The sequence below is a fragment of the uncultured Deefgea sp. genome (assembly GCF_947072475.1).
GTDB lineage: Bacteria > Pseudomonadota > Gammaproteobacteria > Burkholderiales > Chitinibacteraceae > Deefgea.
This window is the reverse complement of the sequence record NZ_CAMTIA010000055.1, coordinates 1-18384: the sequence shown is the minus strand read 5'-3', so window position 1 is coordinate 18384 and position 18384 is coordinate 1. Positions and strand designations below refer to the sequence as shown.

18 protein-coding genes are annotated in these 18384 nt (G+C 49.7%); 9 read left to right on the top strand and 9 right to left on the bottom strand.

Features of this window, described 5'->3' with window-relative positions; all coding sequences use genetic code 11:
- Nucleotides 1-398 (bottom strand): hypothetical protein (locus tag Q0V82_RS14030; RefSeq protein ID WP_297576785.1); only part of this gene is annotated, 398 nt, incomplete at its 3' end.
- 675 nt (nt 399-1073) lie between these two features.
- Between Q0V82_RS14030 and Q0V82_RS14025 the strand changes: the two genes are divergently transcribed.
- The gene (locus Q0V82_RS14025; RefSeq protein ID WP_297576784.1) at nt 1074-1532 is read left to right on the top strand and encodes a DUF4234 domain-containing protein; all 459 of its coding nucleotides are present in this window, start codon (nt 1074-1076) and stop codon (nt 1530-1532) included.
- 775 nt (nt 1533-2307) lie between these two features.
- On the opposite strand, the gene cls is transcribed toward Q0V82_RS14025, so the two are convergent.
- Entirely contained in the window at nt 2308-3732 is a 1425-nt protein-coding gene (gene cls, locus Q0V82_RS14020) for a cardiolipin synthase (RefSeq protein ID WP_297576783.1), read from the bottom strand.
- A 497-nt stretch (nt 3733-4229) separates the two neighbouring features.
- On the opposite strand from cls, the gene mgtE reads away from it, so the two are divergent.
- The 6 genes from mgtE (at nt 4230) to Q0V82_RS13990 (ending at nt 11030) form a co-directional block, all read left to right on the top strand.
- Nucleotides 4230-5666 (top strand): magnesium transporter, encoded by a 1437-nt coding sequence (gene mgtE, locus Q0V82_RS14015; protein ID WP_297576782.1) that lies wholly within the window; start codon nt 4230-4232, stop codon nt 5664-5666.
- 15 nt (nt 5667-5681) lie between these two features.
- On the top strand, nt 5682-6488 hold the full coding sequence (prmC, locus tag Q0V82_RS14010; protein ID WP_297576780.1) for a peptide chain release factor N(5)-glutamine methyltransferase: 807 nt from the start codon (nt 5682-5684) through the stop codon (nt 6486-6488).
- An 83-nt stretch (nt 6489-6571) separates the two neighbouring features.
- Entirely contained in the window at nt 6572-6892 is a 321-nt protein-coding gene (gene grxD, locus Q0V82_RS14005) for a Grx4 family monothiol glutaredoxin (RefSeq protein ID WP_250647269.1), read from the top strand.
- A 392-nt stretch (nt 6893-7284) separates the two neighbouring features.
- On the top strand, nt 7285-8721 hold the full coding sequence (locus Q0V82_RS14000) for a catalase (RefSeq protein WP_297576779.1): 1437 nt from the start codon (nt 7285-7287) through the stop codon (nt 8719-8721).
- Nucleotides 8722-8834: 113 nt separating this feature from the next.
- Entirely contained in the window at nt 8835-9503 is a 669-nt protein-coding gene (locus Q0V82_RS13995) for an alpha/beta hydrolase (protein ID WP_297576778.1), read from the top strand.
- Nucleotides 9504-9965: 462 nt separating this feature from the next.
- Nucleotides 9966-11030, top strand: coding sequence for a carbohydrate-binding protein (locus tag Q0V82_RS13990; RefSeq protein WP_297576777.1), 1065 nt, complete (start codon nt 9966-9968; stop codon nt 11028-11030).
- Here Q0V82_RS13990 and Q0V82_RS13985 read toward each other — a convergent pair.
- From Q0V82_RS13985 to Q0V82_RS13955, 7 genes are all read right to left on the bottom strand, one after another.
- On the bottom strand, nt 10995-11738 hold the full coding sequence (locus Q0V82_RS13985) for a S9 family peptidase (RefSeq protein ID WP_297576776.1): 744 nt from the start codon (nt 11736-11738) through the stop codon (nt 10995-10997). The genes Q0V82_RS13990 and Q0V82_RS13985 overlap by 36 nt on opposite strands.
- Nucleotides 11739-11747: 9 nt before the next feature.
- Nucleotides 11748-13022: a glutamate-1-semialdehyde 2,1-aminomutase gene (hemL, locus tag Q0V82_RS13980; RefSeq protein WP_297576775.1), complete on the bottom strand. Its 1275-nt coding sequence runs from the start codon at nt 13020-13022 to the stop codon at nt 11748-11750.
- A 1055-nt stretch (nt 13023-14077) separates the two neighbouring features.
- Nucleotides 14078-14545 carry a CYTH domain-containing protein gene (locus Q0V82_RS13975; RefSeq protein ID WP_297576774.1) on the bottom strand — a complete coding sequence of 156 codons (468 nt, stop codon included), beginning with the start codon at nt 14543-14545 and terminating at the stop codon, nt 14078-14080.
- Nucleotides 14545-14937: a DVU_2496 family lipoprotein gene (locus Q0V82_RS13970; RefSeq protein ID WP_297576773.1), complete on the bottom strand. Its 393-nt coding sequence runs from the start codon at nt 14935-14937 to the stop codon at nt 14545-14547. The genes Q0V82_RS13975 and Q0V82_RS13970 overlap by 1 nt, the downstream gene beginning before the upstream one ends.
- Nucleotides 14938-14991: 54 nt before the next feature.
- Complete coding sequence (locus Q0V82_RS13965) at nt 14992-15414, bottom strand: CopD family protein (protein WP_297576772.1); 423 nt, start codon at nt 15412-15414, stop codon at nt 14992-14994.
- Nucleotides 15415-15456: 42 nt separating this feature from the next.
- Entirely contained in the window at nt 15457-16329 is an 873-nt protein-coding gene (locus Q0V82_RS13960; protein ID WP_297576771.1) for a M48 family metallopeptidase, read from the bottom strand.
- An 18-nt stretch (nt 16330-16347) separates the two neighbouring features.
- The gene (locus tag Q0V82_RS13955) at nt 16348-16512 is read right to left on the bottom strand and encodes a rubredoxin (protein WP_203564036.1); all 165 of its coding nucleotides are present in this window, start codon (nt 16510-16512) and stop codon (nt 16348-16350) included.
- A 63-nt stretch (nt 16513-16575) separates the two neighbouring features.
- Here Q0V82_RS13955 and Q0V82_RS13950 point away from each other — a divergent pair, with 63 nt between their 5' ends.
- A complete protein-coding gene (locus tag Q0V82_RS13950) occupies nt 16576-17451 on the top strand; it encodes a hydroxymethylpyrimidine/phosphomethylpyrimidine kinase (RefSeq protein WP_297576786.1) in 876 nt (291 codons plus the stop codon).
- A gap of 213 nt (nt 17452-17664) precedes the next feature.
- Nucleotides 17665-18243, top strand: coding sequence for a chloramphenicol phosphotransferase CPT family protein (locus Q0V82_RS13945; protein WP_297576770.1), 579 nt, complete (start codon nt 17665-17667; stop codon nt 18241-18243).
- Nucleotides 18244-18384 lie beyond the last annotated feature (141 nt).

The following is an 18384-nucleotide window of genomic DNA, read 5'->3' as shown; positions in this document are numbered from 1 at the left end:
TTCACCCATTTAGTGACCTGCATCGCCGTTGCACTTACTAGTTGAATCCGCCAATCATTAACCGCAGCCAATCCGCGATTGACTACTTCATGGCACTGCTTGTCGTCCAAAATTGTTTCTATTCCACCTTGTTTATCAAAGCATTTACAACTGGTTTTCTTCGCATTGGTCGCGCAGCCACTAATATTCGCCAACCGCTGCTTGCGCTTGGCGTCGGCGGTGTTTTGTTTCATTCGTTTATCGTTATCGTTCAGCATTTTTTCGAAAGCCTGCGCCGTTCCTTCGTTGACACCTTTGCTGATACCACGCGCGGCTTCGCGGGAGGTGCTTTCGACGACGCCAGCTTGAGCTAGCGCGGCGCTCAGAATTAGCGTTAGAAGTAGCGTTTTTTTCATCATTTTGCTTACCAGCTGTTCAATTGATGGGCGATGTTCTGTTTGGCTTGGTGCCGTGCCGCGCTCGTTGGGCTGGGGCTTCAAATCCCGTCCAAGCGCACCGAGTGCGAAGTGAGACAAACGGTTTTATCGTTTGGCTCACGACAATCGAGGGCACAGCGGAGCTGGGCGAGATCAAAATCGCCTTTCTTTGCTTACTTGTCTTTGGCGAAGCAAAGAAAGTGAGTCCCCGTCGCGGATTGCGACTGCAAAACACGTGCCGCAGGCACTTAAACTACCATTCGTCGGCACATATCTTATGTCATTGGCCTACAAAGCGTAAGCCTCATTACACGTAATTTTCATCGAATTTTCAAATATGCAAAACTAGCCAATCCACCAGCCCCCTAACCTTTGGCGCTAAGTATCGATTCGGTGGATAGAGCAAATATGCGGTGCCTTGGTAGGCGGTTTGCAGTTGCCAGTTGGGGAGTACGCGCGTTAGGCGATCGTCGAGTAGACCGCGGTAAGGCGCATTTCTTGCCGTGCTGTATCTGGGTGAGGCTTTCAATGCACAACTGCTTATCGGTGGCGGCTTGATTGTGTTAGCCTCTTTGACTGCAGTGCTACAGCCATGGGCGGGTCGTCGTTGGCGGGTGGCGCTGCTTTAGCCCGATTCATTCCCCAGCAGGACTTATTGTGAACCGTAAAGAAATCATCCAATTGATGAAAAGCCAAAGCACTTGGCGTTTGTATTTGCTGAGCGCGCTCAGTTTAGGGATTTACACGGCGTTTTATATCCAGCAGCAAAGCCAAAAATTGCTGCAAATCCCAAATATGCCGCCGATTTCTCCGCTGCTGATTCAAGGGCTATTTGGCTGCTATATGTTGAGCGCGATTGTTACCGTGGCGTCGTTTTTTGTGCCGCCTGAGCATGCGTTTAATATCGCCAGCAGTTTATTCAGTATTGCCACGTCGGTATTGGCGATTGTATGGGCGTTTCAGATGCGCAGCCGTTTTAATCAGATTTTTGCCAGCGAATCGAGCAGCCCGGATTGGTTTCATGGCGGTTGGACGTTTTTGTTTACGGTGTTTTATATCAATTACAAATTCAACACGCTGCACCAAGATTTAGAAGAAATCGGTTACGCCAGCTAAGTCGACCCCGATTGCCACCCAAGCCGCCAGTGATCACTGGCGGTTTTTTTATGCGCAGCGCCCAACATCGCCACTGTAGGTACGCTTAGCGAAGCGTAAGCGTACGCATGTATTCATTCCTCCGATTTCGCTTTGCTCTATCGGAGCTACGATGCTGGGGCTGGTCATCCCCTGTATCAAGCCGAGTGAGGAACAAGCGGGGCGGGGTTTTTGCGCTCATTGTCTGAGGCCGCAGGCCGAGTTTTGAGCGCAACCGCCTCGATTGTCCGCAGCGAGGGCACCGACGCAGTCGGCGCAGATACCGAGGGCTGCTTTGGGGTGTTAGGGGGCTTTGCAGATGACGGGGTCCCCGCAAAGTTGCAAACTTTGTGGGGTGTGGGGCAAAGTCCCATTCCCGCCCGCGCGGCGGAACGCGCACCCAAAATCACGCGGCGTAGTCGCATAAAAAACCACCGGAATTGATCGGGCGGTTTTGTTTGATGCATCAGCGTGTAGGGTGTGAAAATTCCGCAGGGATTTGCGCACCTAATGCGATGAATTCAACATCGCGAAAACCAATCAGCACCGAACCCGCGTGCGCAAATCAAAGATTTGCACACCCTACCTAGGTATTTAAATACAGTCATTTAAAAACAAGGTCTAGCTAACAATACACCCTACCCGCGCGGCGCAATGCGCTGCGCTTATTGTCGCCCTACAGAAGCATTGCGACGCACGCGGTGTTTTTGTCGTGTGCGCAAATCCTTTGCGCACGCGGATGCGGCGTTGAGCCGGCTCACAATACCGGCCCGAGCATGGCGATGGTGTTGTTCCAAAAGCGGCGGCGCATCGGCCATTGCTCGACCATTTCGGCGGTGACGGGCTGGCTTTGCGCGAGGTAATGCGCTTGGCGTTGGCGAATGTCTTGGCTAATGGCGGCGTCGTACAGCAGGATGTTGTTTTCAAAATTCAGCTCAAAACTGCGTCTATCCATATTGGCCGAGCCAATCAGGCTGACTTCACCATCGAGTGTGAGCGTTTTGGCGTGCAAAACGCCGCCGACGTATTCATAGATTTCAACACCAGCGGCGAGTAATTCGCCGTAATAGCTGTGGCTGGCGGCGGCGACAATCCATGAATCATTGCGGGCAGGGAAAATAATCGTCGTTTTCACGCCGCGCCGCGCGGTGGCGCAGAGCGCCGCTTGCATTGCTTCATCCGGCACAAAATACGGCGTGGTGATAAATAGCTCGCGCTGGGCGGCAAACATCAGCGTAACAAACACCTCGGGCATCGCCGAATACTGCAGCGTTGGCCCAGTGCCTATCACTTGGGCCACAAAGCCGTCTTCATTAGCCTGCGGCGTGTATTGCGCGTAGCGGCTTAGGTCTTCGTGGGTTTGCGCCATCCAGTCGCTCATAAATAACAGCTGATTTTGCTGCGCAATCGGGCCAGTCAAGCGCAGCATAATGTCGACCCACGGGGCGAATTTGGCTTTGACCAAAAACGCCGCATCGGCGCAGTTTTGGCTGCCGCAATAGGTGATATTGCGGTCGATCACGACGATTTTGCGGTGATTGCGCAAATCAATTCGGCCGCGCAATGGCCGCAGTAGCGGATTGCCAATCGGCAGCGCCACGGCCACTTGCACCCCAGCGTCTTGCATGGCTTGCCAATGCGGCGAGGCAATCATTAAGCGCGACCCCAAACCATCGGCCATGGCGCGGCAGGCCACTTGGCGCGCGGCGGCGCGTTGCAAGGCGGCAACCACTTTAAGCCCGCTGTGATCGGCGAGCCAGATATAAAAAATCAGATGCACATGCTCAGTAGCGGCGTCGATATCGGCCACAATGGCGTCAATCGCAGCGTTGGAGTCGGCCAGCAAGCGCGCACTATTGCCCGCCACCGGCACAAAGCCATTCACCGATTGGCCAAAGCGAAATAGTTGATTAAATCGCTCAGGAATTTGCTTAGGCCATGGTGTGGTTTGGGCTTGCTGCAACACTTGATTGACTTGATGCAAGCGCGCGATGCGATGCCGACCAATACTGGTTTCGCCGAGCAAGATATACGCCAATACCCCCAAACCCGGCAGCAATATAATCACCACAATCCACGCCACCCGCGACGCCGGCTCGCGCTGCGGCCGCAAAATCGCCCGCGCAATAAACAATAACTGTATCGCGACAAACACCACGGCCAGTATTTGATTCCAATGCATACATCGCTCCCTGCTTGAAGTTGGCAATGTTTAGTTTGGTGTTGATGCCGTGCCGCTGGCACTTAAAATCAACAACACGTCGTCTAAATCTGCTGAATATTTTGATGCTAACACGCCAGAAGTCATGCTGCGGTAAGCGAATTCCCCTTTTGCTCTGCCGGTGCTCGCAAGTTTGACCTTGGCTTGGCCAGCCACGCGCGGGTATTTTTGCCGCCAGCGAGGGTCTGTTGACGCTTGGTTTGCGGATCGCGTTTGTGCTGATTTTGGCCTGAAACAAGGCGAAAGACTCGTGGCATAGTCATTCTATGCAAGCGTTTTTCAACGCAGTGTCAGGCTGACTTGATTTAAAAAAGCCGCAGCCAAACCCTAAGGGCTGGAATATCCTACAACATCGGTCTAAATGCCGCTAAACCGCGTTTGGTCACTGTCGCGTGCTAAACTGCGCGCCTATCTTCAATTTGCGTGGCAGACATGCCGCCGCCGACTAGGGCCTGCCTATGACTGTACTTACCCGGAAACCACAAGAAAGCTTGCAAGACAGTTTGCAACAAGTCACTCGGCTTTTAGAGCGGCACAAACTCGTGGAAGGGATGGTACATAAGCAAGAAGGTCCCAAGCATGATTTAGTCGAAAAACTCGTCCACCGACAAAACCTCACCGAATTACAAATGAAGTTGGCCGCGCTGCATCCGGCCGATATTGCGCATATTTTAGAGGCGCTACCGCACACCGATCGTTTAATGGTGTGGGGCTTGGTCAATGCCGAAGACGACGGCGAGATTTTGCTCGAAGTCTCCGATGCGGTGCGTGAATCGTTGCTGGCCGATATGGCGCCGCACGAAATGGTCGCCGCCGCTGGGCAACTCGATACCGATGAGCTGGCCGATTTGGTGCCGGACTTACCGAGCGCCGTGCAAAGCGAAGTGCTCGATACGCTCGACGCGGAAGATCGCGCCGAAGTGCAATCGGCGATGTCGTACACCGAAGATCAAATCGGCTCGCTGATGGATTTTGAGATGGTGACGATTCGTGCTGATATTAAGCTTGAAGTCGTCTTGCGCTATTTGCGTCGTTTTGACGAGCTACCTACGCATACCGATAAGCTGTTTGTCGTCGACGACAACGACATCCTCAAAGGGGTATTGCCATTAAACGTATTGCTGGTAAGCGATCCGGAGCAATACGTTCAAGAAATGATGGCCGACGATGTGGTGGTGTTTCAGCCATTTGACGACGCCGGCGAAGCGGCGCAAGCGTTTGAGCGTTATGACTTAGTGTCAGCCCCCGTGGTCGATAGCAATCACAAAGTGATTGGCCGCATTACGGTGGATCAAATGGTCGACGTGATTCGTGAAGAATCCGACGCCGAAGTGCTGTCTTTAGCCGGTTTGAAAGACGAAGATTTGTTTTCTAGCGTGGGCAAAGCGGTTAAAAATCGCTGGCCATGGTTGGCGCTCAATATTTGCACCGCCTTTATCGCCAGCCGCGTGATTGGCTCGTTTGAAAATACCATTTCGCATTTAGTGGCGCTGGCGGCCTTAATGCCGATTGTATCGGGGATTGGCGGCAATACCGGCACGCAAACTACCACGCTGATTATTCGCGGTTTGGCGCTGGGGCAAATTCAGCCGTCCAATACCCGGATGTTGCTGCTCAAAGAATTAGGCATTGCGTTGATTAATGGCCTGATGTGGGGCAGTGTTTTGGGCTTGATGGCGTGGGCTTTATACGGCCAGATGGGTTTGGGCTTGGTGATGATGGGCGCGATGATGCTCAATATGATTGTGGCGGCCTTGGTCGGTTTGTTTGTGCCGCTGATTATGCAAAAATTCGGCCGCGACCCCGCTTATGGCTCGTCGGTGCTGATTACCGCACTTACCGATAGCCTAGGATTTTTTATCTTTTTGGGATTGGCGACGATCTTTTTGATGTAAACCAGAGCCAGTAATATGCCAACGTATCGTGAATTAATTGTCAGTAGTGGTATTGAGCGTTTTGATGCTCAGGTGTTGCTACTGCATATCGTGCAAAAAAACCGCGCTTGGCTGATTGGCCATGATAGCGATGCCGCCAGCGAAGATCAGCACGCAGCGTTTGCCGCTGTGGCAGCGCGGCGGCGCGGCGGCGAACCGGTGGCGTATATCCTCGGTTCGCGCGAGTTTTATGGCCGCGAATTTCAAGTTTCCCCTGCCGTGTTGATTCCGCGCCCAGATACCGAATTACTGGTTGAATTGGCGATTGCGCGCGCGCCGCAAGCTGGGCACATCATTGATTTGGGCACAGGTTCGGGCTGTATTCCGATTACCCTCAAGCTAGAGCGGCCAGACCTCACGGTGGCGGCGCTGGATATTTCGCCCGCTGCTTTGGCAGTGGCGCACAGCAATGCGGCAGCGCTGGGCGCTGAAGTGCGCTTTTTGCATTCGGATTGGCTGGCTGCAGTGGCTGGCGAGCGCTTTGATTTAATCGTGAGCAATCCGCCGTATATTGATGCGGCCGATGTGCATTTAAACCAAGGCGATTTACGCTTTGAGCCCAGCGGTGCGCTCACCGATGGTAGCGATGGTTTGCAGCACTTGGCGCACATCATTAGCGCGGCGCGAGCTCAGCTCAAACCGGGTGCTTGGCTGTTGCTAGAACACGGCTGGGATCAAGGCGCGGCGTGCCGCGAATTATTGCAGCAAGCGGGCTTTAGCGAAGTGCAAACATGGCGTGATTTGGGCGACAATGACCGCGTGAGCGGTGGCCGCTACGGCTAGAAAATCCATGCTCGGTGGGCTTGCCGCTAACTCGGCATGCGCTTACAATACCCGACTAAATCAATCAAGCTTTTGAGGCCATCATGAGTATTCAAGACACTATTCGCCAGCAAGTGACCGACAATTCTGTGGTGTTGTACATGAAAGGCACGCCATCGTTTCCACAGTGCGGTTTTTCATCCGGCGCAGTACAAATCCTTAAAAACTGTGGCGTGAGTTTTGCTGCGGTGAATGTCTTGGCCGATGCCGATATTCGCCAAGGCATTAAAGAATACGCCAACTGGCCAACGATTCCGCAGTTGTATATCAAGGGCGAATTTGTCGGCGGTTCAGACATCATGAAAGAGCTGTACGCCAACGGCGAATTGCAAACCATGTTGAACGAATTTAAAGACGCTGAATAATCCCTCAATCATTCAGTAGCAAATGACACAACGCCGTCACCATGACGGCGTTTTTTATGCCGATTGCGATGTGAATTTTTACGTTTGTCGGCAATTTATAGCTTGATGTAGCGCAATATCCTGCCATACCCCCTCCCAGCATAATCACACAAGCCTTGATTTAATAGGATTGATTATCAATACCCATTAAATCAATCGACACGCGCCACTCGTTAGTTAAAATCAATCGACCTGATCTTTATAATTAAATTTCGCTATTTCAAAACGCTGCATATACTTCAACCTCATTATTTGAATCAGAGTGTCAGCGATGCTAAATCTGCTTCTAGAATCCCTCAAAGCGCTAGAAGAGATCAGCGCTCATTTTGCAGCTAGCCATTAGGAGAACGTCCATGAGCCAATGTCCATTTCAAACCACCACTGCCGGCGCACAAATTGCCGACAATCAAAACAGCCTGACCGCAGGTCCACGTGGCCCTGTTTTGTTGCAAGATTGGCAATTGCTGGAAAAATTAGCGCATCAAAATCGCGAGCGAATTCCTGAACGCGTAGTCCACGCCAAAGGCTGGGGCGCGCATGGTACGTTTACGGTTACGCACGATATTAGCCAATACACCAAGGCGAATATCTTTGGTGCCATCGGCAAAAAAACTGAATTGTTGGCGCGTTTTTCTACTGTGGCCGGTGAATTAGGCGCGGCGGACGCCGAGCGCGATGTACGCGGTTTTGCGGTGAAGTTTTATACCGAAGAAGGCAATTGGGATTTAGTCGGCAATAATACGCCGGTGTTTTTTATCCGCGATCCGTTGAAATTCCCTGATTTTATCCACACGCAAAAACGCCATCCACGCACGCATTTACGTTCTAATACCGCGATGTGGGATTACTGGTCGTTGTCGCCAGAGTCTTTGCATCAAGTAACGATTTTGTTCTCTGATCGCGGCTTGCCAACCGATATTCGCCATATGAATGGCTATGGCTCGCACACATTTAGCTTTATTAACGCTAAAAATGAGCGTTTTTGGGTGAAATTCCACTTTAAAACGCAGCAAGGCCATCGCCATTGGACCAATGCCGAAGCCGCTGCAGTCGTCGGGCAAACTCGCGAAAGCACGCAAATCGATTTACTCGGCGCGATTGATCAAGGCGATTTCCCACGCTGGACGGTATCGGTGCAAATCATGCCAGAAAGCGACGCTAACAAAACTAGCTATGACCCATTTGATTTGACCAAAGTATGGCCACACGGCGATTACCCTTTGATCGAAGTGGGCGTGATGGAATTAAACCGCAATCTGGTGAATTATTTTGCCGAGCTAGAACAAGCGTCGTTTAGCCCATCCAATATTGTTCCGGGGATTGGTTTTTCTCCAGACAAAGTGTTGCAAGCGCGCTTATTTAGCTATGCCGATGCACACCGCTATCGCCTTGGTACGCATTACGAATCATTGCCAGTGAACGTGCCAAAATGCCCAGTGAATACCTATCATCGCGACGGCGCGATGAACTTTATGCCGATGGATAAAAATCCAGATGCGTATTACGAGCCAAATTCGTTTGGCGGCCCGGTCGCCAACCCTGCTGTGGCTGAGCCACCGCTTAAAATCAGCGGCGATGCCGATCGCTTTGATCACCGCGAAGGCAACGATGATTATGCACAACCGCGCGCACTGTGGGCGATGTTTGATGAGGGCCAAAAATCACGCTTGTATAGCAATTTGGCCGCAGGAATGCAGGGCGTACCGGAATTTATCATCGAGCGTCAATTGGGGCACTTTGCTTTGATTCACCCTGATTACGCTGCTGGTGTACGCGCCGCTTTGAAATAAGCTCGCTCTCACCGGATTAACCCAATCAGCCCGCTTTGTCGGGCTGATTTTTTATCTAGAAGCGCAATCTTTGTTAGCATAGCGAGATTGTTTGATTTTCTTTTGGAGTCGTAATGAGCGCCCTCGCTTGTGTCACCGTTGAAACTGCCCCCAATCCAAGCGCCAGCGTGATTTGGCTACACGGCCTTGGCGCTGATGGGAATGATTTTGTGAGCATTGTGCCGGAGCTAGGTCTACCGAGCGATTTAGCGGTACGCTTTATTTTCCCGCACGCACCGATGATGCCGATTACTTGCAATAACGGCTATGTGATGCGCGCTTGGTACGATATTGTGCATTTTGATCAAATCAGCCGCCAAGCCGATATCGCTGGCGTTGAGCAATCCGTAGCGGCGATTCGCGCCTTGATTGCCGCAGAAAACGCCAAAGGGATACCCACCAACCGTATCGTGCTAGCGGGCTTTTCCCAAGGCGGCGCCATTGCCTATACCGCCGGTTTAACTCACCCAGAAGCCTTAGCAGGCATTGTGGCTTTGTCGACTTATCTGCCAGCAGAATCATTACTAACGCCAGCGACGATTGCCGCCAACCAAAATACGCCAGTATTGGCCGCCCACGGCAGCCACGACCCCGTGGTTGGCATTAGCCTCGGTGAAAAAGCCAAACAATTGGTCGCTGATTTAGGGGTGAAAGTTCAATGGCAGACCTACCCAATTCAACATTCGGTTTGCTTGCCTGAGATCCAATTGATTGGGCAGTTTATTGCGCAAAACCTCAAATAATGAGTTCCGCGCGTTGAAAATCTAGCAACAATCGGGCGAGGCATCTCGCCCTTTTTTTCGCCAGCGCATTCAGTATGCAAAACACTAAGCAATCAAATTACCTACGCCCAGCAACAGTGATGCACTAGCTGCGACAGCGTGGCTTCATTGTGCATTCTTATACATTTATCCACTCATTCATTATCTACCTATCCAACCACGCCCCAAAATTTATCCTTACACAAGTATGCCTAGCAACTACTCCAGTAAGGCCAAGATATTGCGGCAACGCATATTCAATGCCTGCTGCACATCAGCATGAAAATGCGCGTGACAACTAGAACAATAAATTTGCGTCTCCCAATGAAAGCGATGGATTTTTCTAGCCAACCACTAAACGACGCCGAGCAAGCAAAAAACGACAAAACTTATAGTTAATGTAATATTTTTGTCCAACAAATATGACAATGGTATTGTAATTCCTTGTTTTTTATTTCTAAGTATTTACAAATGAAGTTATATTTATGCCTTTTGACTGTCGGCTTTACAGGCGTTGTAGGTGTTGCAAGTGCGGCTCCTACTTGTTCTCCCTGGGTTGATAACACTAATTATACGGCAGGTGAAATAGTGACCTATGCTGGCCGTGCATTTACAGCCACTAAAGCGCACTTTGCAGCCCCTGCCGCAGGTTGGACGCCTTTAGCCGCAAGAACTTTATGGAAAGAAGGTGCAAGCTGCGCTGGTGTCGAATCAAAACTCGTTTGCAGCAATTGGCAAGAGGAGCGGCGTTATGAAGTCGGCGATAAAATTAAATATGGCGATAAATCATACGTTGCACGTGTCGAGCACGTCTCTTATGCTAATGCGAATTGGACGCCAACTGCAGCACCTTCATTGTGGCTCCAAACAAGCGCATGCGATGTCATCATGATTGACTCAACGGGTGGTGTACTCGAAAAACCGAACCTCGCAAAAGTCTACATCCAGCCAAATACGTTTAATGTAAGTACGCCTGTATCTCTAAAGCAAACATCTGATGAAGGCATTGCTTATCTTGTCGATTTAGCAGCCGACTTCTTCCCGATTAAACAACGAAGTAATAATGAAATAACCATTAAAGTAGGTAAGCAACAGCCCACCTTGCCGGTTGATGTCGCGTTGTATATTCCTCAATCACTGCGCCAAAACATGGGTGCCACTGAAGAAGTTCGCGCGCTTTATCTAAATATTTATTCTGATGATACTGAGTCGCACGAATCCTTTGATTTGTTGAGTGCCCGTGGTACGAAGGCAAGCGATACGCTCTCGACTACTCTTCCTATAGAGGCATTTTACAAAAATGAAGATGGTGATTATGAGGCAGTGGTCACGACAGTAACGACAACCTCGGCTAGCCCAAAATCCTTAAAGGATTCGTCCCTCTTTCAAATTAATAACGCCACCGTTAGTGAACTTATATTAGACCCAGCTTACAAAACCATTTTTCCTTTTCGTGCTGCAGTGAGTCGCTATTTAAGCCAAAACAAAATCGGCGATGCGCTGACCTAAACGCAGGCGATCGGCTTGCCGGGCAAAGGTATGATCGGCATCAGCCCAAGCTTCAAACTGGCAGCAGGGCAAACACGCCGCCACTTGTTCGCCAATCTCCACCGGTACAGCAGCATCAGCTTGGCCATGCACCACCAAAGCGGGGACTTCAAGGCTGGCTAGGCCCGAAAACGGCGCGAGTTGCGCCAATTCTTGGCGAAATTGCGCGCTAATCTCTAGCCCTAAAAAATCCACGCCACCGGCAGCACCCAGCTGCGAATTGCTTGCCGCCACCGATTCAACAATTTGCGCCAAATTGGCCGCAGGCGCCAATAAGCACAATGAGCGAATCAATGCCGAATCGGCCAAAGCGGTTTGCAATGCCACCAAACCGCCCATGCTAAATCCGAGCAAATGCCGTTGATATTGTGGATAGTTTTTAGCTAAATATGACAATAAATGCTGGGTTTGTGCCGCTTGATTGGCCACCGAAACCTCAGCAAATTCACCATCACTCTCGCCACAGCCCAAAAAATCAAAGCGAAACACCGCAATGCCACGCTCGGCCAATACGCGCGCCAAAGTAACAAAAAAATAGGTGTATTCAACTCGGTTGCCAGTAAAGCCATGCAGCATCAATACCGCTTGCTCGGCTTGCTCAGGCAAATGCGCGCTACCGATCAGCTGCATGCCGGCCATTTCAACATTTAAAGGCGTAATCGCAGTCATATTGGCCTCTTAGCAGCGACTTAAAGCGATTTTTGCTGCCGCCAAAGTGGCTTCGATATCGGCATCGCTATGCGCAGCCGAAACAAAACCGGCTTCAAATGCCGATGGGGCTAAATAAACGCCTTGATCGAGCATCGCATGGAAAAAAGCATTAAATCGGGTGCGATCCGATGCCATCACATCAGCAAATGACGTTGGCACAACTTCGGCGAAATACACACCAAACATCCCCCCTACTGACTGCGCGCAAAGTCCGTGATCTTTGCCTAATTTATTTAATCCTGCGACTAAATTCGCCGTTTGTGCGCTTAACTTCGCAAAGAAACCATCTTGTCTAATTTCGGCTAACGTCGCCAATCCTGCAGCAACGGCAACTGGATTTCCTGACAAAGTACCAGCTTGATACACTGGGCCTAAAGGCGCTAAATAAGCCATGATATCGGCGCGACCACCGAAAGCGGCCAAAGGCATACCACCACCCACGACCTTACCTAAGCAAGTTAGATCTGGCGTAATGCCATGCAGACCTTGCGTACACTGCAAGCCAACACGAAAGCCGGTCATTACTTCGTCGTAAATCAATACTGCACCATGCTGCGTGGTTAAATTACGCATTGCCGCGACAAATTGCGCGCTCGGCTGCACCATATTCATATTGCCAGCGATAGGCTCAACAATAATTGCGGCAATTTCACTGCCTTGCTCGGCAAATAAGGCTTCAAGCGCCGCCACATCGTTGTAAGGTAAGACAATCGTATCGGCTGCCACTGCTGCTGGCACCCCAGCTGACGATGGATTACCAAATGTAAGCAAACCAGAGCCCGCCTTCACCAATAAGCTATCGGCATGACCGTGGTAGCAGCCTTCAAACTTGATCAATTTATCGCGACCCGTAAAGCCGCGCGCCAAGCGAATTGCGCTCATCGTCGCCTCGGTACCGCTCGATACCAAACGAACTTGCTCTAAAGAAGGCAACATTTCGCACAATACATCGGCAATTGTCACTTCGGCCTCGGTTGGAGCGCCAAAACTCATGCCATTTTTAGCGGTCTCGATCACCGCTTCGATCACTTTCGGGTGCGCATGACCCAAAATCAACGGGCCCCACGAGCCAACGTAATCAATGTATTTTTTGCCGTCGGCATCCCATACATAAGCGCCCTCGCCCTTAGTAAAAAAGCATGGCGTCCCCCCCACCGAGCCAAAAGCACGTACTGGCGAATTCACACCACCGGGAATATGTTTTTTAGCCGATTCAAACAGCTGTTCATTGCGTGTAGTCATTTGTTATTCCTTGTAAAACAATGGGTATATAGATAAAAGCCTTAATTTATAAGCGTTTTATTCATATACCTACTAAAAAATGTAGGTCACATCAATAAAGTACGTAACCCGTAAAAAACAACAACAAGCTGGCTTTATTGGCAAAAAAGATGCACACAGCATGCAAATGCCTCGCCAAAGCCGCACTTTAAGTCGAAAACACTCTGTTTTGCTTTGTTTGCTTGTAAGTAAAATCCAGCGGCGAGATATTCAACTCCAAAAATCATTGAAATCACCAAAAAACGCCCTAGCAACGACCTAGATTATGCAATAAAGATCGGCCAAAGTGCGCGATCGACATTACTTCATACAAACCATGTAAGGCGAAGCAATCGATTTAAGCTTTGCGCTTGAGTGCCAATAGAGAAAAACCGTTTATAAGGTGAGCAAAACGCAGCTGAAGACTACTTTTAGCATAGAAACGGTCCGTATTAAGACGCAATATTGCCTTTTGGCGAGGATTTACCGCAGAATCAGCGCATTGGGTTTGGCAAAAAAGATCGAAGCTCATGATCAATCAGAGTTTGCGCCTCGAAGTACACGTCGCCGATTAGTATTTAATCAGTCACGATAAATAGTTACCCACATAGCACTGATTTTTATACGAAAAATGACAATTTTGACGTGTTTTACTGTGGGTTTTCAGGATTGTTTGGCGTGCTGATTTTATCGTAATAGCTATTTGCTATGGTCATATATACTAGGCATCTGGATATATGCCATACAAATAAAGGCATAGCGATATATACATCAATATTTTTGAATAAGAACTCTAGTTCACTGCAGAAGTCGTATTTTGATCGGCGGGATGATTCACGCCATCATAGATTTTAATGTTTGGAATTTGGTATGGATTAACCCCCTCAAGGCAGCCGACGTTATAGCCATATAGATGCGGGTTTGAGCGGCGTTGATGGCTGATGGCCTTACAACAGACAAAAAAATACGAAACCTAGGCCGCATTAATGATCGGTTTCGATTTCGTACTTTATCAAAGCTTACTTAAGGTAAGTATTCTACTGGGGCCAGGCGCTAAATGGTGTAATTGACAGCGCGCTGTTGTAATAACGCGCATCTCCTGAAACTTCTGCACCGAGCCATTCTGGCTGTGGATAAGTGCTATTTTCGCTAGCCAGCTCGAGTTCAGCGACGATTAAGCCGGCATTGTCGCCATGAAACTCATCAATCTCAAAGGTGTGCTGCTCAATACTGAGTAAGTGCCGAGTTTTATCCAAAACTTGCGGGCAGAGTTTGAGTAATTCGACTGCGTCGGCCAGTGGGATTTCATATTCAAACTCAGAGCGGCTAATCCCAGAATTTTTACCTTTAATCGTCAAAAATGCCGCGTCGCCTTTCACCCGAACTCGCACGGTGCGCTCAGGATCGGTGCATAAATAGCCTTGCGCGATGCGTGTACTGCAATGAACAGCGCAGCGCCAAGTGTCATTTTTAAGTAAGAATTTTCTTTCGATTTCAACGGCCATTATTCAACCGCCTGTTTAATTTTTGCGGATTCACGTAAGTGATGAGCGCCATCGTCGGCTTTATAGACGTTTTTATCCCAATCGCTGTCGATTTCAAATACGCCCCAATCCTTGTGTTTTTGATCAACTAACGCCTGCCGTGCTTCATCGGCACTGCAATACACGCCCATCCCGCGATAGAAATTTTCTGGGTCGAGTAGCGCGGTTGGAAAGTCTGCGGGTAAATCAGCTTTCGCCGTCCGTCCTGGCGCTGGCTCACTTTGCGGGCTGGCCAGAATCTCTTTTATTTGATTTGGGCCGATGGCGTAAACGCCACATTGCTTGGCGGTTGGCGCAGTTTCGCCGCATCCGGCAAGTAAGCCGACCAGTAAAATAGGCAGCATGATTTTCATTTTTTAATCCTTTTGCATAAAAGTTGGGCTATCTCGCAATGGATAGCCCAAAAATTAAAACGGTTTAACAATCACCAAAATCACGATGGCAAATAAAATCAGCACCGGAATTTCATTAAAAAAACGAAACCACACATGGCTGCGGGTATTTTTATTGGCAGCAAAAGCCAATACCATTTGGCGACAGGCAATATGGTAGCCGACTAAAATTGCGACTAAAGCCAATTTGGCATGCATCCAGCGCCAGCCTTCTCCCATATAAAAGTCATAAAAACCCCAGGTCCAGACCCCGAAAATTAACGCCAAAATGCCCAGTGGGGTCATAAATCGATAGAGTTTATGCGCCATTAAATTGAGCCTAGCTAACTCATCGGTCTGCTTGGCCATGGCTAAATTGACAAAAATACGCGGTAAATAAAATAGCCCAGCAAACCAGCTAATTACAAAAATCAAATGTAATGATTTAATCCACAGCACAGTTTTTCCTTATTAATGCGGCAACAAGCAAAGCCAACTGCGTTAAGACGCGTTTTTCTTTGGCTTGCCACTGGGTTTGGGTTTGTTTTTAGCCGTCTCATAGAGCGGCATTACCACCGGGATTTTGGCTTGTAATTCGGCAATCCGCGTATTGCTCGAAGGATGGGTCGACATAAATTCCAGCCCTTTACCTGTGCCTTGGGCGGCCATTTTTTGCCATAAACTCACTGCGGCATTGGGCTGAAACCCAGCCCGCGCGGCCAGCTCTAAACCCATGGCGTCGGCTTCGCTTTCACTGGTCCGACTATTGGGCAATGAGTAACTGACATCAACCAGCGTGTTTAAACCGCTACCAGCAAGGTCTTGATAGGCATCATATTTACCACCGGTGGCGATAGAAAACAGCTGCATGCCGCCTTGCAAAGCAATGGTTTTGCCGTATTCTTCGCTCATTTTTTCACGGCCATGTTCGCGCAAGGCATGGGCGATTTCGTGGCCCATGATTTGCGCGATCTCATCGTCAGTGAGTTTTAAGCGCTCAATAATGCCGGTGTAAAACATAATTTTACCGCCAGACATGCAATAGGCATTGAGCTCTGGGCTTTTTTCTACATTCACTTCCCATTGCCACTGCAAAGCATCGGGGCGAAACACCGCCGTTTGCGGTATGAGTCGCTGAGCAATATCGCGTACTCGACGCACCGTAGGGTCGTTACTCGGTAAAAGCTTGCCTTGCGATGATGATTTTTTAATGGTTTCGGCATAGCTAGCGGCCGACATTTGATCCACTTGCTGACTAGACAGCAGCATGCTTTGTTTACGCGTAGCGCCAACTGCACCCGCGTGGGTGGTACTTACTTGCTGACAGGCCGTTAACATCGAGGCCATGGCTAAACTTAGGATTAAACGTTTCATCGGCCTGCTCCAGCAAAATTAGATTTGCACCATTTCAAAATCATCTTTACGTGCGCCGCAATCAGGACAAGTCCAGTTCATTGGCACGTCTTCCCATTTCGTTCCGGCTGGAATACCGTCCTCTGGCCGGCCTTCAGCTTCGTCGTAAATAAACGCACAGATTAGGCACATATATTTTTTCATTGCGATAAGTCACTCAGAGTGGTTTAGAATTCTAATTTTACCGAACAAAGATAATCTGTGCTTATGAATCCAACGCCACCCACTGTACTAGTTTTTGCTGCGAATGATCCTTCTGGTGGTGCGGGTTTAATGGCCGATGTATTGACCCTCGCCTCACTGGGCTGCCACACCTTACCGATCATTACCGCCATCACGGTGCAAGACAGCGCAGGCGTGCAAGAATTTCATGCCGTCGATTCTGAAATCGTCGATGAACAAGCACGCTTTATTTTAGAAGACATCAAAATTGATGTGATCAAAGTCGGCATGGTCGGCAGCGTGGAAAACTTAGCGGTAATTGCTGAAATCGCCTCAGACTATCCAGATATTCCTTTAATTTTAGAGCCAGTATTTAGCATGGGGCGCGGCGAGGAATTATCCAATGAAGAGCTGATTAGCGCGATGCGCGAATTGCTATTGCCACACACGCATTTGGTAACACCCAACAATACCGAGGCACGATTATTGGCGTCGGACGATCCCGATGAGCAAGAAGACATGCCGCTCGATGCCGCTGCGCAACGCATTTTGGAGTGTGGTTGCGAGTATGTGTTAATCGCCGGTACGCATGAAAAAACGCCGAAAGTGGTCAACACCCTCTACAGCCGCTTAGGCCGAGTGCGTACCGATCAATGGCCGCGTTTACCCGGCAGCTATCATGGTGCGGGAGCGACCTTGGCTTCAGCCATTGCCGGTGCACTTGCCAATGGTGCCGAAATCGCAGATGCCGTCAAAGATGCGCAAGACTTTACTTCGCAAGCCTTATCAGCGGCATTTCGCCCAGGGATGGGGCAATTTATCCCTGATCGAATGTTTTGGGCGCGCCCAACTGCCGAAGAAGCAACCGCAGAAATCGAAGCGGCAATCCGTAAAGAATTAGAGCCACCCACCCAGTCATAACCGATGTTTCACGTGAAACACCTCGGTATCAACGTGCCCAGCCCGCAGGGTTTGGCGGCTTTTGGCCTGATGCTGCGTGACAAACGCGTTGGCGTAGAATGACTACGCTGCGCGCTGCGTGCCTTACCTCAGGCCAAAATCCGCACCAAATCGGCAGGTAAACCAAACGTCAGCAGACGCTAGCGCATTTTTATACCGCTTCTTGGATTATTTATGCCTCTCCCCCAAGTCATTGTTTTAAACGGCAGCAGCAGCTCGGGCAAAACGTCTCTCGCCAAATTATTACAAGAATCGCTGCCCCAGCAATATCTCAATTTCAGCATCGATAGTGTGCTCTATGCTTTACCAGCCAGCGATTTGCTCAAGATGCAAACCGGCGATGAAATAACTCGCCCCGGTTACGATTGGCCGAGTTTAGTTCGCGGCTATCATTATTGCTTACCTGCTTTGCTGCAAGCAGGTTGCCGTCTCTTGGTAGATCATGCGTGGTGTGAGCGCGGCGAAAAGCGCGAATTGCTCACCGAACTGGCTGGTTATTCAGTGGCTTTAGTTGGCGTATATTGTAATTCAGAGGTCGCAATGGCGCGCGAGCAAGCGCGTAAAGATCGGGCGATTGGTTTAGTCGCGTGGCAAAGTGCCCGCGTTCATCAAGATATGCAATACGATTTAAATATTGATACGACGGGTATATTGCCACAAGCCGCAGCTAAAAAGCTCCACAGCGCCATACTCAACCATGGTGCCTGGTCAGGAGCAATCGAAACGCTAGAACACTTGAATATGCACAACTAAAGCACGATGATAGTAAGGGTCAACGCCATCTTTCCACTCTACCAACGTAAGGAAGTGCCATGTTCGACTACTACCAGCTCACCGTACCCGTTTACAATCGCGCCCTAAACCAACTTGCTCATCTTCTAGATAAGGCAGCAG